This is a genomic window from Pseudoalteromonas translucida KMM 520, assembly GCF_001465295.1.
In the GTDB taxonomy this organism is placed as follows: domain Bacteria; phylum Pseudomonadota; class Gammaproteobacteria; order Enterobacterales; family Alteromonadaceae; genus Pseudoalteromonas; species Pseudoalteromonas translucida.
This window is the reverse complement of sequence record NZ_CP011034.1, coordinates 432,886-447,999: the sequence shown is the minus strand read 5'-3', so window position 1 is coordinate 447,999 and position 15,114 is coordinate 432,886. Positions and strand designations below refer to the sequence as shown.

Genomic DNA, 15,114 nt, shown 5'->3' with positions numbered 1-15,114 from the left:
AGGTCGTCATGGACGCTTACTTTACAGACAAAGAAATACGTAAGTTAAAAGGATTCACTAAATCCATATCTAGTTCAAAAAATAAGAACAAATGTAAAAATGTGACAGGTTTCATTGATAAAAAGACAAAACAACTAACCCTTATAGCAGGGGAAGAACCGTACTGGTATACATGTAACTTAAACCTTAACAAAATCTCAGGACAGCACAAAGATTGTTCTTTTTCCGTCAATGCCGAATTTTTGATTCAGCTGCCTTTATATCTCTTAAAAAGCCCAGTTTTATCTATTACGCAAGAAAAGGGGCTCATTAAATTAGGTGTTACTGATCATACTATTAGAACGAGTAAAAACCATCCACAGCTCCCGGGCTTTAAAAGCTATAAATGCACTGAGGGCCAAAAAACTCATTTAAAATACCTAGATGAGCATCAAAAAATTGAAGGGGATCCAATATCAAAGGCTACTTTTGAAATGGTTGTTTTTTTAGCAAGTAAATATGACAGCTTTGACTTTATTGAATTTGACCCAGTAAATAAAGCTATTTTTATTCAAATAAACGGTCATGTGTCACAGGTAACAGTAGATGAAAACATTAAATTAACAGTCCCTTTAATATTAAATGAATTAGCGGTAGAGGACATAAAACAGATGCTCGACCAAAACACAGACCGATGCATTCACTTTTTACAGCGAGGTAATGATCTCCTTTTGCAAGGCTCTGATATATCTATCACATGCCCGTTAGCGGGTATTGAGGAGTTTAGAAAGAAAAAGAAAATGCTAGCAAATGTCATTATTAAAGGAAAAATAGACTTTTTCGCATTGAATATGGAAGTGCTAAATTGTAAAAAATCCTATAAATCAATAAATTCTGGACACTTATACATTAGTGAAAGCCTAGTATCTATCAACAATATAGGTGACGATGGGGACCTAAATAACGAAGGAGAGAATTTCACACGACCTTTAACTATTTTTAGTATTGATAAGATTGAAAAAGCAAAGGAGTACGTATTTCGCTTTACAGTAAAAGACTTTAAAGATCTAAAACTTAAAAGTGCAAAAGAAATAGAAGAAATGTTCTTTCAGGTCACTGAAAACCGGGTTGGACAACTACTTCTAGAGATTTTTAAATGTTTAAAAAGTACTGTGCCACTCAGTGTACTCTCTGTTGAAAGGGATGACAGTCGGCTTAAAGAAGTTTTAGCGTTACACAAGGATTATAAGCCATCACAACTTGAACAACCATCCGATACAGATAAAAATGAACACAAACCTCAAGGAGCACAAGGGGAGCTTGATGTTTGATCCCGAGTGGGTAGAGGGTAAAAAGGAGGAATATTAAAAACAACAAAACACTGGACAAATAGACAGCACTTGCTATATTAAATAGTGAAATTTTGAACAATTGTGAATTTAATGCCTAAAGCGTAAAAGCATTACGGCATAGCACGATTGGGAATAATACCAAGTCGCTTAATTAAGTAAGCTATTTTGAAGCAAGAAAACCGGGTCGAAAACAAGGCAAAAATTTCGTTATTTAGTGGTTCTAAATCAGAAATTTTTAACGCTGTTAGCGTCAGGTTTAATACTTCAGATTGATTACGTATTATTGCGAGTTAGTATCTTATAAGCAGTTGGGGTAAAGAGGCGGCAACCTCCCTACCCCGTACCGGCTGCACCATGTTTAAACGCGACCCAGCCGATGATCCAATTCTAACGAATTCCATCGGTGAGGGATAGATCTATTTATAGATCCATTAACTGATGGAGGCCATTATGGCTCACATTCGCATTCGCCCCAATGGGCGTATCCAATTTGACTTACACATTTATGGGCAGCGCTTTCGTGAAGGCACTAAGCTCATGGCGACCCCTGTAAACCTTAAAAAAGCCAACGCAACACTTAAAAAAATTAATGCTGAAATTGACTTAGATACGTTTCAGTATCGTGATTATTTTCCTGAAAGTAAAAAAGTCGCTAAGTTTGAGGCGCTACAACGCGAAAAACACCCCGATCGTCTTTATCCATTCTTTAACGATTACGCGAATGAATGGTTCGATCGTCAAAAAGCAAAATGGAAAAGCAGTTATCAAAGCGTGGTACGTAATACGCTCGACCGTTACCTCATCCCTGAATTTGGCAATATATTAGTAAACGAGATCAAGCTGGCTAATGTGGATTATTTTCGAGAAAGCTTAATGGTTTGCGATACCAAAGGGGCCCGTAAGCTTTCTAATAAGCGTATTAATGGCATTCTTTGGCCGTTTGTTGCCATACTAAGTTTAGCCGCAGAAGAGCACAGCTTTCCCTACCCATTACGCCGCTATAAAACCCTAAAAGAAGAACGCGCTAACTCATTGCCACTTATTGCCGATGAAGTACAACGCTTTTTAGAATGCACATCCGATGAGTGGCGCGATTATTTTACAGTGCGTTTTTGGACTGGTATGCGAAGCTGTGAAATACATGGTCTTCGCTGGGAAGATATCGACTTTAATCATCGGCTCATTCGTATTCGACACAATTGGGTTAATGGTGAGTTGGGTGATGTAAAAACACCTAAGTCGCGCCGCGACTTAAAAATGTGCGATACATTATTTACATTGTTTAAGCGCTTACAAGAACAAGCAAACAGTGAATTTGTATTTACGCATAAAAATAAACCGCTGGATACCCACTTTATAAGTAAGCAGCTTTGGTATCCCATACTCCAAAAAGCGGGGCTTGCACGCCGCCGCCCTTACGAAACACGCCACACCGCAGCCGTTCTGCATATCGCTGCGCATGAAAACCCACTGTACATTTCGCACATGTTAGGCCACAGCGACACGCGTTTATTATTTGACGTGTACGCGCCGTATGTTGCTAATGCCTCACGGCAGGATGGTTTTGCATTTAATGAAATGATGATTGAACGCGGGATTGCATAAAGCACACACATTTAATGGCTATGCGTTTAGTTGGTTAACGCCAAACAAGCGCATGCCACACCTATAACATTTAATACTTATATCGCGCCTATGCGCATTTAATTTAATGCTAACCTAAAAAGAGGTTATTTATGATTTGCAAACAATGCACAAACAATACAATGCCATACCCATTACCTGAAGAGCTAGAAGTGGCTCAAGATGCGTTCGATAAGCTCATGAGTATGCCATTAAAGCAGCTCAACAAAAGCCAATGGTATGATGAATTTACTAACAAAATGATATTTCAACCTATTATTGGTTTGTTTAAACAGTACGAAAGCACCATTCCTTACTCTGCCTCTAGCCATAAGCGGGCGTGTCAAAAACACATTACACAATTTTTAGGGTATACCACAAAGCCATCAAAGCCGCGTCGGCGCATGTTGAGCTATTTATCTCAGTATATTTCTAAAGAATGCAAGGTCACTTTATGCGCGTGTGCCTTTAAAAAGCAAAAAACACTCGGTGCAAAACAAATTAAAACAGAGTTACAACGCGAGTTGGATAACATACTCACCGATAGAAGAGCCACTGACAAAAACTTATTATCGTTAAATGTTGAGGTTAATTACATTTACTCAAAGCGCGACTATCGCTATACCCTGAGCGCTGAATTTTTAGAGGCAAGAAATAAAGTTGAAAAGCGTATAACCGAGACGCGCAGTAAATTACTCTATTATGCTAAAAGTATACAGGCGGTGTCTTATGACCTTGAAGACATGAACACACCAGAAAAAGTAGAGACATTTAAAGCAAGTGTGTACCAAGAGCTTCAACGATTTAGTGACGCAGCGAGTGTCACCGACATAAAAGTATACACATCAGCTTATTTTCCAGAGCATCAACGTCCCGACTTAAAAAATAACTTTAAACAAAAAGATAGTAAGCGTCTGAGCAAATGCGTCTAGCCTTGATTAACATTCCAAGGTAGCAAGTGCTCTACACTTTCAGGCTTTTTAGCAAGCTCATCTAGGCAGGTTTGCAAATAGTTGTCGACCAACAGTCCGTTCGCTTTCGCGGTTTCAATAATACTATAGAGCACGGCGCTAGCCGTTGCACCCCGCGCGGTATTGGAGAATAACCAGTTTTTTCTGCCAATCACAAACGGTTTCACAGCCCGCTCAGCGCGATTGTTATCTATATTTATGCGACCATCTTTTAAATAGGTGATGAGCTTATGTTCTTGGTTACACCAATACGTAATCGCTTCACCAAGTTTACTTTTCGGTGGCACTTTATCTTTATTTTCGATAATCCAATGGTGAAGTTTATCGATGATGGGTTTTGAACTTTCCTGCCGTGCTTGATACGTTTCTGCGGCCGTTTTGTCTTTTAAGCTTGCCTCAATGCCGTAGAGTTTTCTAATAAGACTTAAGGCAACATCGGCTTTGCCGGTTTTGTTTTTCGTTTGCACCGTTTTCGCATCAATGAATTTTCGACGTGCATGCGCCATACAACCTGCCAATATTGCATCTGTTTTTCCGTACGCTGCATAACCATCGACTTGCAGGTAACCGTCATAGTCACCAAGGTAATCAACTACACAAGCTGCGGCACGAGAGTTGTGATAATCATAGAGGATAATATTTGGCAAACTATTGGCGGCCACCGAATCGCTACCACAACAATACACCCACATGTAACTGCTGCTATTATCGGCCTTAATCACCTTTAAGGGCGTTTCGTCGGCATGGAGCACCGCTTGACTAAGCAATGCTGCTTTTAGCTCGTTAACTAATGGCATCAGTAATTCACTACACCGTATTATCCAATCTGACATGGTTTTACGACTCAGCTCAATACCATACTCATTGAACATTTTTTCTTGCCTATATAGCGGCAACCCATATTGATATTTGGCGCTGATGATTTGACTCAGCAAACTACTGGTGGCAATGCCTTTAGGAATGGGGGTTGCTGGAACAGGTGCAACTTTTATAGAATTTTCTGTGCCAGTTTGCTCACACCTTTTACAGGCATATTTCGGTCGAACTGTCTCTATCACTTTGATGTACGCAGGAACAAACTCAAGTTTTTCACTACGAGCTTCACCAATTTTATGCAGCTTACCTTGGCAACAATCACACACTTTTTCATCAATGGACAAATCAATTGTCACCACTTTTCGAGGTAATTCTTTTGGCAGTGGCTTGCGCGTCGGTTTGTTTTTAATTGTGACCTTACTGTGACTATCAGCCGCAGCTAATAACGTTTTATCGGCCTCATCAATGATTTCTTCCGCTTCATTGAAGGTTTCCCCCGCCCCCGGGAGTTGCTCGGAGCTTTTACCAAACTGTTTACGCTTGGCAATTTCATAGCGTTCAATAAACTGATTAATTTGAATGGCTTGTTCACTGATGATTTTATCTTTTTTCGCTAACTCTTGGGTAGTTTCAGCCTGCAACTCAAGCAACATTTGCTTGAGTTGTTCTGGGTCGTCAGGGAGTGAGTTAGTATCAATTTTCATCCATCGAGTTTAGCAAGAACAGACAGATGATTCTGCTTTGTAACGCAAATAGAATAAGGACTTGCGTACACGATCGTTGACTGATAAAAGATCTAGTTAGATCGGTGACTGATAGTGCAGCGGTTCATGGCCAAGCACGTCATATCCAGATAACAACCAATCCAGTTGTTGATAGGTTAATTCAAATTCCTGGCTCGATAGTTTACTTGGCCATTTGAATTTTTGCTTTTCAAGTCGTTTATACCAAAGCGCGAACCCTGTTTTATCCCAGTATAGAATTTTCAGCTTATCTTTGGCCTTGTTACAAAATACAAACAACGTACCGGTATAGGCATCGCGAACAAGCTCATCTTCAACAATACTCACTAAGCCATTAATACTTTTTCGAAAGTCGACAAAATCCCGATGCAGAAAAACCTCTGACGGCTCAACAAACATTTTCATTGAACAAACTCGCGTAGTAACTGGCTTAAATACGTTGCAGAGGTTGTGGCTGGCAAACTAACGTTTGCCTTGCCAACAGTTAACGTGATGGATGGTTGTTCATCAACTATTTCGACTTGCTGTGTAATTTTGGCGCGAACGAAATTATTCGATGATAGGCCGAGTTTCTTTCTTACCGCATAAAAGCTAGTCATTGATAATTGATGTTGCCGGCAATAATCAATGATGGTTAAACCACTTGATTGTTGTTCATGGATGATGGTTTGCCATTGCTCTGGGCTGCGCATAATTCTCATAAGTTACTCCAAATAATTGTTTGGTTGTAACTTACTTAAGTTGAGATTAATTTGTCAGACGCAATTTGCCGGACGCTCACAAAAGATAAGTACATCATTGATATTGTTATTGCCAATTACTTCATAGCACGCACAACGCTGTCTGCATTACGACAAAGACGAAACGGTGCCAGGGTATGTGAAATGGTATGCAATGATATAAAAATTATTAACGATTTATACCGAATTTCAAATAAGCTAAAAGCTCTCTCGATAAAGTCAGTACAGGTAGAACGTGGTGAAAAAGAAAGTACAGGCAAGCAACGTATTCATACTCGCATTACATACACAAATGGGGAAACTGACTATGTAAGGAATTTTTCAAATTACCCGGGAGTTGAGCAGCCTACGCTGTTACTGCCGATATGTGAAAAACAGCGAAAAAGCGAGGATGCATATAGCCCGTTTACGCACACGCATATTATTTTTTATGTATGGAGCGGCGTTGTTGCAACTGCGAATACGAGAGAGATTATTTATAAGTTTGGGATAAGTCGTTTTGATTGGGCCGACACACAAACGTATACGATAAATGAATTAACGCAGTCTGTAATAAACCGTCAGCTCGATTATTGTCGCAAGCATAACATTATTGCTAACGATGTGAACATTGAGCTTGTTTCAGCGCCTATACCGTTTAGCGGCAACTGGGGGAATAGCGCATTAGGCCAATTAGAATGTGGGCTTAAAAAGCCTGAAAACAATCCGCTATTATTACAGCACAGTATTACAGAAGAGTATAAGCTGACAAGCACAAACCCTACTGAGTTTATGTGTGACGATAGGTTTAATCAGTTATATGTTGTGCCGTTTATTAAAAATTACGCCAACACAATACAGAGTGACCAGCCTATTGCGTTTATTGATTTAGATAACGATGAGTCTGAGGTTTTTGCTGTTCCAACGCAGTAACAACTACCGATGGTAAACGGGTGTTTACCCTTGCAGGTTAAGTTTTGGTAATAAATTAAATATCATATCAGTCGGCTGTATAGCTAACTGGTATGATATTTACAGTAAAACGGCTTACTGAATACGCTGATTATTTTACTTAAAAATAAAATAATATGGGCTATGTAAAAACTAATTTACTAGCGCTTTTAAATGCTCTGTAAATTCTTCACCTAACGTTTCATGGCGTAGGCTGTATTCAACAATGGCTTTTAAGTAACCGAGTTTATCGCCACAGTCATGTGAACGGCCGCTCATGTGAAATGCTTCTACCGTTTCGCTTTCCATTAACGCATCAATCGCATCAGTTAGCTGTATTTCGCCACCCGCGCCAACGGGTGTTTTAGCCAGTAACGGCCAAATATCTTTACTTAACACATAACGACCAACAACTGCTAGGTTTGATGGTGCAACGTCCACAGCAGGCTTTTCAACCATGGTTTTAATTGCAGCACTTTCACCCGGATTTAACTGCACACCACTAATGTCGGCAATACCGTATTTACTTACGTCTTCAAGTGCTACGGGCTCTAGCATAATTTGGCTGGCTTGCGTTTGGTCAAAGCGGGCAATCATTGCTGCTAAATTTTCAGTTTTTTGATTTGCGGTATAAGCATCGAGGATTACATCGGGTAATACCACTACAAAATCGTCATCACCAATAATAGGCTTTGCACACAGCACAGCATGGCCTAAGCCTTTAGCTTCGCCTTGACGTACATGCATTATGGTTACATCGGGTGGGCAAATAGAACGTACTTCATCAAGTAAAACACGCTTAACGCGTTTTTCTAATGTAGCTTCTAGTTCAAAGCTGGTATCAAAATGGTTTTCAATGGCATTTTTAGAGCTATGCGTTACTAATACAATTTCTTTAATACCAGCAGCAACACACTCATTTACTATGTATTGAATAAGCGGCTTATCAACCAACGGGAGCATTTCTTTAGGAATGGCTTTGGTCATGGGTAACATACGCGTGCCTAAACCGGCAACAGGGATAACAGCTTTCACAGATAGTCCTTTAATTTTGTATTTAATTTAATCTTAATTTTTTGAGTTCTGTTACGAATCAGCTTATCCAACTTCATTTCTAGGTAGTAGTAACAAAGCCACCCCATAATTAAACTACTTATCAGCATAGTTGCAAGGTAGATGAGGTTATAATGAATTAGCTCTAGCTTTTTAAAAATAATAGTAACAAAGGCAAGAGTGAATGGGTGAAGTAAATACAGCGAATACGACGACATACCTAGTTCATAAAGATATTTATTCATTTTTATTTTTCTTTCCATGAAAACTAGCCCTATAAATATAAAAAACATAGGTAAACCACCATTTAAACTACTACCTAATGCGGTATCCCACCTCCAAAGACTATTAGCCTGTATAAGCCCTGCAACCCCTAGAAGTATAAAAAAGGTACAGGTAGGAATACTCGGCTTGTAATTTCTGATTAGCTTAAAAGCTATAATACCTAGTACGAACTCTAATAATAGAGGGCTTGTCAAAAAAATTAGCAGAGGAGTCTGAAAGCTATAAAGCGACCCAATTAAGACCAGAAGTACAAGAGTAAAAGAAGTTGCTTGCTTTTGAAAACTCCCTAAAACAAAGCATAATGAAAATATTAAGTAAAAATAAAATTCAAAGCTCAAAGTCCAACCATTATTTATTAAATATTTACTGGTAGTTGGAATTAAGAAGTAAGAAGCTATTATAGAAGTTTCACCTCCTGAAGAGTTGACACTAGAAGGAGATAATAAAAATACTACAAACGCAACTGACGTCAACACCCAGTATAAGGGAATAATTCTTACAATTCTTTTCTTCATAAATGAAATAAAGCTATCCCTTTTCTTTTCTATAGTAAGACACATGATAAAGCCTGAAATAATGAAGAAGAGATCTACACCATAGCCTCCTATATTATACCAATCTAACAAAGTTGAGCCGTTTGATTTGAGTTTAAATGCAGAATGAGTTAATAGAACCATAAACGCTGCTATCGCACGTAAATATTGAACAGAAATAAACAAATTAAATCCTTATAGATTATGTGATTTATACCGTTTTGCTAGTATCGGAACAGCTCAATCAAGGCTATCCTCAAGCTAATTAACCAGATGTCTGCTTAAACGATAACCAATACGTTAAGCTCTACGTTAATTAAATTAAGGTGTGGCTTATTTTTTCAAACAATAAGCCACAAATCCGACCACTAAATTCAACATAAAGCTATTCATGCTACGATGTCTCGAATGTTCAATGAAGGATATGTTCTTGAGTTGGTCATTTATTGTTTAGATTATAAAGCGCTTGAAAGGATAACTCTAGCCCATAATGACATCACTTTTGCCTTCATATTTTTGTGAGCCATCGTAATGAGATTTCCCCCTTTGTCACCAATAATATCCATCGGGCAGTTCGCTAACTCACGCATAGGTTGAATATCATGTACATTCCATGTTGTCACTTTCGTGATTTCAGAACAGGCATTTAGTTCATTTAGAAACACTAAAAAGCAGATATCAAGCGATACTAAGTGGTAGTTATTAGTAAACGATAACAATTAGTATAAAATAAGCTGTAAAATATATCTTCACTGTCTAAAAATACATTTAAATTTTTAATAAATACTGTTCATTTTCCATTTTATATTAAAGAGTAAACACATCTCAATAGCATTAGTTAATGAGAAAACTTTTACTTGTTATAAAACTCTTTATACCAAGTAATAAACTCAGCAACCCCCTCTTTAATACCTACTCGTGATTTGTAACCTGTTGCGGAAAATAAGTCTTGGGTGTCTGCGTAGGTTTGGTATACATCGCCGGGCTGCATTTCGCGAAAGTTTTTCTTCGCTTCTATACCAAGCTCATCTTCAATAGCTTTAACAAAATCCATTAAGCTAATGGGTGAACCATGACCAATATTATATACAGCATAAGGTGCTGAGCTTGAGGCAGGCGTACCTTGCTCTACTGCCCATTGCTTATTACGACCAGGTGCTACATCAGCAATACGAACAACTCCCTCAACAATATCGTCTACGTGGGTAAAGTCACGCCACATGTCGCCATTGTTGTTAATATCAATAGTGTCGCCATCTAATATCTTCTTCGTAAAGATAAACGGTGCCATGTCTGGACGGCCCCACGAGCCATATACAGTGAAAAAACGAAGACCTGTTGTTGGAATATTGTATAAATGCGAGTAGCTGTGCGACATCAGCTCATTTGCTTTTTTAGTAGCAGCGTACAACGAAACTGGGTGGTCAACTGAGTCAGACGTCTCAAATGGTACTTTAGCATTTAGGCCGTAGACTGAACTAGATGAAGCATAAATCAAGTGCTTCACTTTTGTTTGGCGACAGCCTTCAAGAACATTAAGATGACCCACTAGGTTTGAATCAGCGTAAGCATGTGGATTTTCAATTGAATAACGTACACCCGCTTGCGCCGCTAAATGAATTACACGGTCAAACTGCTCTTGCTCAAATAAACTTGCCATTGCTGGTCGGTCTGCTAAATCAACCTTTTTAATTTCGAACTGCCCATGCTTAATACGTTCAAGACGCGCGAGCTTAAGGTTAACGTCATAGTAATCATTTAAGTTGTCAATACCAACTACTTGATGTCCTGTAGCTGTTAGTTTTTCTACAACCGCACTACCAATGAAGCCAGCTGCGCCTGTTACTAAATATTTCATAATATTCCTTTATATGCAAAAGGGTAAAAAGGTATCCAACGCCAAAAATAAAAACTAGTTACTAGCAAAGAGACGTTTAATTACGCAATAGACTATGACTGATACCTAAAACTCTATATCCAAATTTATATAGCTAAATGACCAATTAATCACTTCCAAATAAGTCACGCGTATACACTTTATCTGCAATATCATTAAGCTCTTCAACCATACGGTTAGATACCACTACATCCGATATTTGCTTAAATTCGTTTAGATCTTTAATTACTCGTGAATGATAAAATTCATTTTCCTCAAGTACGGGTTCATAAACGACAACCTCAATACCTTTAGCCTTAATTCGTTTCATAATTCCTTGAATAGCAGATGCTCTAAAATTATCAGAGCCTGTTTTCATTACTAAACGGTAAACGCCTACTATTTTCGGTTCACGCTTAATAATTGAATCTGCAATAAAGTCTTTCCGTGTAGTATTAGCGTCAACAATGGCACCAATAATATTATTTGGTACATCAGCATAATTGGCACGAAGTTGTTTTGTATCTTTCGGTAAACAATAACCACCATAGCCAAACGAAGGGTTGTTATAGTGGCTTCCGATACGCGGGTCTAAACTAACACCTTGTATTATTTGCTTACTATTTAAGCAATGCGCTTCAGCATAGCTATCTAGCTCATTAAAATAAGCTACACGCATCGCCAAATAAGTATTTGAAAACAACTTAATAGCTTCAGCTTCTGTTGAGTCAGTAAAGAGTACTTCTATGTCTTCTTTTATAGCGCCCTGCTTGAGTAAGTTAGCAAATACTTCTGCACGTTCACTTTGCTCGCCAACAACAATACGTGATGGGTGCAAATTATCGTGTAAAGCTTTACCTTCACGTAAAAATTCTGGTGAAAATATTAAATTATCTACATTTAATTCTGTTTTAATATTTTGAGTAAAGCCAACGGGTACTGTCGATTTAATGACTAAAACTGCAGTAGAATTATGCGCTGTAGCATCTTTAATAACAGATTCTACCGAGCTGGTATTAAAGTAGTTATTTTCTACATCATAATCAGTCGGAGTAGCAATAATAACAAATTCTGCATTTTTATACGCTGCAACCTTATCTGTAGTTGCTGTAAAATTTAAATCTCTACGCGTTAAGAACTCACTGATTTCAGTATCTACTATTGGTGAGTTTTTATTATTTAAAAGGGCTATCTTTTGCTCATCAATATCGAGCGCAACAACTTCATTATGTTGTGCTAATAACATCGCGTTAGAGAGGCCTACATAACCTGTGCCAACTACTGTAATTTTCATTCTACTTTCCTAAACCACTGGTTATTTAAATTAAATTTTTAACTTTATTCACTATCGGAACTATATTTATACTTGATAACCGACATCTGACGCTTTTTCTTTATTATTTACTCAAATTAACCACATTGCTTGCACTTTCAGTATTATCTTTAGATTCATTTTCAAGTCTGGCATTCCATACTAAATCACAGATACCATCAGTGGGGTTAAAACCAGTTGGCGCATCGAGTAATAGCTGCCGGATTTTTTCATGCTCAAAGTTATGACATGCAATATCAAGCGCATTAATAAATATATTAAGCTCACTCAGCGGCAGCATTGCTTCATGTGCGGTCATTATACGCTCATGCGGTGTTTGCTCCACGTTATCGCCTATTAATAGCTCTTCATAAAGCTTCTCACCTGGGCGAAGGCCTGTACATTTTATTTCAATATCGCCATGTGGCGTATCATCGTTTTTAATTTCAAGACCAGATAGCCTAACCATTTTAGTAGCGAGATCAATTATTTTTACCGAGTCACCCATGTCGAGTACAAATACGTCACCGCCTCTACCCATAGCGCCAGCTTGTATAACAAGCTGTGCTGCTTCGGGTATAGTCATAAAGTAGCGGGTTATATCTAGATGAGTAAGGGTTATTGGGCCACCTTCTTTAATTTGGCGGCGAAATAGTAGTACAACCGAGCCTGACGAGCCGAGTACATTACCAAAGCGTACCATACTAAAACGCGTTTTATGGTTAGTGCCTTGCTCTTGTGCCAAACCTTGCAGGACTAACTCAGCCATGCGTTTAGTTGCCCCCATAACATTGGTTGGGCGTACCGCTTTATCGGTAGAAATGAGAACAAAGGTATCTACGTTAGCCTCAACAGCAGCCTTTGCGGCGTAATAGGTACCAAATACATTATTACGTACACCTTCTACTACATTGTGCTCAACCAATGGTACGTGCTTATAAGCAGCGGCGTGGTAAATGGTTTGCACATCAAAGGTTCTCATTACCGTTTCAAGACGATTTACACGCTGTACTGAGCCCATAATAGGGATGAGTTCAATATTTAACGTGTTGCTAGTTATGTATTCACCCAATTCTTTTTCAATTGAATAAAGGGCAATTTCACTGCGCTCAAACAACACCAATTTAGTCGGTTTGAGTTTAATGATTTGTCTACACAGCTCAGAGCCTATTGATCCACCCGCGCCAGTAACCATCACTACTTTATTGGTTATATTGGCGGTCATTAAATTATCTTTAGGGGTTACAGGGTCACGGCCAAGTAAATCTTCAATTTCGACGTCTCTAAATTCTGAGAGTTTTGCTTTACCTTCGACTATATCGGCCATACCAGGGATAGAAAGTACTTTAATCGTTAATGGTTCAAGTTGTGCGAGTACTTCTTTACGCCTTGCACGTGTTTCACTAGGCATAGCAAGCAGCACTTTCGTTGCTTTACGTTTTTTTATTAATTCATGTATATCATTAAACGCACGTACCGGTATACCTTGTATTATAGAGCCATGCTTTGTCACGTCGTCATCAATAAACGCACTAACAAAGTACTCTGGCCCTGCATTCAATGCAGTTGCTAATTGCCGCCCCGACGAGCCTGCACCATAAATAATAACCGCATTTTTGTTGCTGGTGGTCATTTTCCCTATCAGTGCGCGCACTACAATGCGTGAGCCACCTACAGTTAATAAACATAACCAAGCAAAAATAAATGGCATAGTACGTGGTATATCTATACCAACAAAAAATGCTAATAGAACCAGAACTACGGTAGTTACAAGTGTACCGAGTATAATGGCCCATACTGCTTGTGAGTTCATATATCGCAATACAGCGCGATACAAACCCAAACTAATAAATGTATATAAACTTATGGGAATTAAAAGTATTAATAACAACCAATTACTAGTAACACTTAATGGCTCTAAGCTATCAAGCCTCACTATTAACGCCAACCAAAAAGCGGTAGCTATAAAAACTGAGTCTATACATAAAGTAATAACACGTTTTTTAGCACGCGGTGCATTAATAATTGAGCGGATAAAGCTATCCATAACACGTTCCTTTGCGGTTCAATTACAGGGAATAACACAATATAATGTTTAAAATGAACAATTTTATAACCATAAAAAAAAGCTCATTAATGTAATTAGACTTAAATGATGATTTATTAGTTACACAATTAGAGCTTAAGCGCTTAATTGAGACGGTTAAAACATGTCAGTCGTAACTATTGGCACTGTAAACAATGCCTAAAAACGGCCTCACGTGAGGCACTCTTCAAGAAATAATATATTTATATTAATGCCTTAAAAGCACCTAAATTTAGGCTCAATAGATAATACTTAGCGTACTCTACTTAATCCTGTCACCACTACCACTGCCACTAACAGTCATTAATATATATTTAAAATAATTACCAATTGTTAGCGTATCAATCATTTCACTATCTGTTTTAGCGAGCAGCTCAGGGGTAGACATATCAATTTCGCTAACTTGGGCTAAACCTGTAATACCAGGGCGCACTGCAAATACATTTTTAGCTTCCCGAGCGTGAGTTAGCTCTTCTTGGTTGAATAAACCAGGGCGAGGACCAACTAAACTCATTTCACCTTTTAGCACATTCCAAAGTTGTGGTAACTCATCAAGCTTAGTTTTACGTAAAAAGCCACCAAATGGAGTAATTGACGCGGAGCTTGCTAAGTGGCTAGCCACCGATGCGGTATCAACAGTCATAGTTCTAAACTTAACTAATGTGAATGGTTTTTTATTTCGACCAATTCGCACCTGTGAGAATATAGGTGAACCTGTATCAAACAAACCAATAATGTATAAAAGCACTAAAAATGGCATTGCAAACAATAATCCAAAAAGTGAAAACAAAAAATCAAGTAAACGTATCATTTTT

The 15,114-nt window shown here is 38.3% G+C and carries 13 protein-coding genes and 1 pseudogene; 4 read left to right on the top strand and 10 right to left on the bottom strand.

The genetic code is table 11. The features are described from left to right. Positions 1-8: 8 nt before the first annotated feature. The 3 genes from PTRA_RS02060 (at position 9) to PTRA_RS02050 (ending at position 3,886) form a co-directional block, all read left to right on the top strand. Positions 9-1,310 carry a hypothetical protein gene (locus PTRA_RS02060; protein ID WP_058372497.1) on the top strand — a complete coding sequence of 434 codons (1,302 nt, stop codon included), beginning with the start codon at positions 9-11 and terminating at the stop codon, positions 1,308-1,310. Between the two features lie 471 nt (positions 1,311-1,781). Then, positions 1,782-2,936, top strand: a complete 1,155-nt coding sequence (locus PTRA_RS02055) for a site-specific integrase (RefSeq protein ID WP_058374496.1) — start codon at positions 1,782-1,784, stop codon at positions 2,934-2,936. A gap of 131 nt (positions 2,937-3,067) precedes the next feature. After that, entirely contained in the window at positions 3,068-3,886 is an 819-nt protein-coding gene (locus PTRA_RS02050) for a hypothetical protein (protein ID WP_058372496.1), read from the top strand. Here the strand turns inward: PTRA_RS02050 and tnpC are convergent. The 3 genes from tnpC to tnpA form a co-directional block, all read right to left on the bottom strand. Next, positions 3,883-5,445 (bottom strand): IS66 family transposase, encoded by a 1,563-nt coding sequence (gene tnpC, locus PTRA_RS02045; RefSeq protein WP_083497488.1) that lies wholly within the window; start codon positions 5,443-5,445, stop codon positions 3,883-3,885. The two genes, PTRA_RS02050 and tnpC, sit on opposite strands and share 4 nt — an antisense overlap. Positions 5,446-5,541: 96 nt before the next feature. Next, positions 5,542-5,889 carry an IS66 family insertion sequence element accessory protein TnpB gene (tnpB, locus tag PTRA_RS02040; RefSeq protein ID WP_058372495.1) on the bottom strand — a complete coding sequence of 116 codons (348 nt, stop codon included), beginning with the start codon at positions 5,887-5,889 and terminating at the stop codon, positions 5,542-5,544. After that, on the bottom strand, positions 5,886-6,185 hold the full coding sequence (tnpA, locus tag PTRA_RS02035) for an IS66 family insertion sequence element accessory protein TnpA (protein ID WP_058372494.1): 300 nt from the start codon (positions 6,183-6,185) through the stop codon (positions 5,886-5,888). Before tnpA ends, tnpB begins: the two co-directional genes overlap by 4 nt. Positions 6,186-6,236: 51 nt before the next feature. On the opposite strand from tnpA, the gene PTRA_RS02030 reads away from it, so the two are divergent. Further along, complete coding sequence (locus tag PTRA_RS02030; RefSeq protein ID WP_157756035.1) at positions 6,237-7,136, top strand: hypothetical protein; 900 nt, start codon at positions 6,237-6,239, stop codon at positions 7,134-7,136. 171 nt (positions 7,137-7,307) lie between these two features. On the opposite strand, the gene galU is transcribed toward PTRA_RS02030, so the two are convergent. The 7 genes and pseudogenes from galU to PTRA_RS02000 all read right to left on the bottom strand — a co-directional run bounded on the left by galU (position 7,308) and on the right by PTRA_RS02000 (position 15,110). Then, positions 7,308-8,189 (bottom strand): UTP--glucose-1-phosphate uridylyltransferase GalU, encoded by an 882-nt coding sequence (gene galU, locus PTRA_RS02025; protein ID WP_058372492.1) that lies wholly within the window; start codon positions 8,187-8,189, stop codon positions 7,308-7,310. Continuing rightward, a complete protein-coding gene (locus tag PTRA_RS02020) occupies positions 8,186-9,211 on the bottom strand; it encodes an acyltransferase family protein (protein WP_157756034.1) in 1,026 nt (341 codons plus the stop codon). The genes galU and PTRA_RS02020 overlap by 4 nt, the downstream gene beginning before the upstream one ends. Positions 9,212-9,306: 95 nt before the next feature. Next, positions 9,307-9,651, bottom strand: a pseudogene (locus PTRA_RS19410) (transposase); the annotation flags it as partial. 227 nt (positions 9,652-9,878) lie between these two features. Beyond that, positions 9,879-10,883 (bottom strand): NAD-dependent epimerase, encoded by a 1,005-nt coding sequence (locus PTRA_RS02015; protein WP_058372490.1) that lies wholly within the window; start codon positions 10,881-10,883, stop codon positions 9,879-9,881. Between the two features lie 145 nt (positions 10,884-11,028). Further along, positions 11,029-12,195 (bottom strand): nucleotide sugar dehydrogenase, encoded by a 1,167-nt coding sequence (locus tag PTRA_RS02010; protein ID WP_058372489.1) that lies wholly within the window; start codon positions 12,193-12,195, stop codon positions 11,029-11,031. 103 nt (positions 12,196-12,298) lie between these two features. Continuing rightward, the gene (locus PTRA_RS02005) at positions 12,299-14,260 is read right to left on the bottom strand and encodes a polysaccharide biosynthesis protein (RefSeq protein WP_058372488.1); all 1,962 of its coding nucleotides are present in this window, start codon (positions 14,258-14,260) and stop codon (positions 12,299-12,301) included. Positions 14,261-14,561: 301 nt separating this feature from the next. Further along, the gene (locus tag PTRA_RS02000; protein WP_058372487.1) at positions 14,562-15,110 is read right to left on the bottom strand and encodes a sugar transferase; all 549 of its coding nucleotides are present in this window, start codon (positions 15,108-15,110) and stop codon (positions 14,562-14,564) included. Positions 15,111-15,114 lie beyond the last annotated feature (4 nt).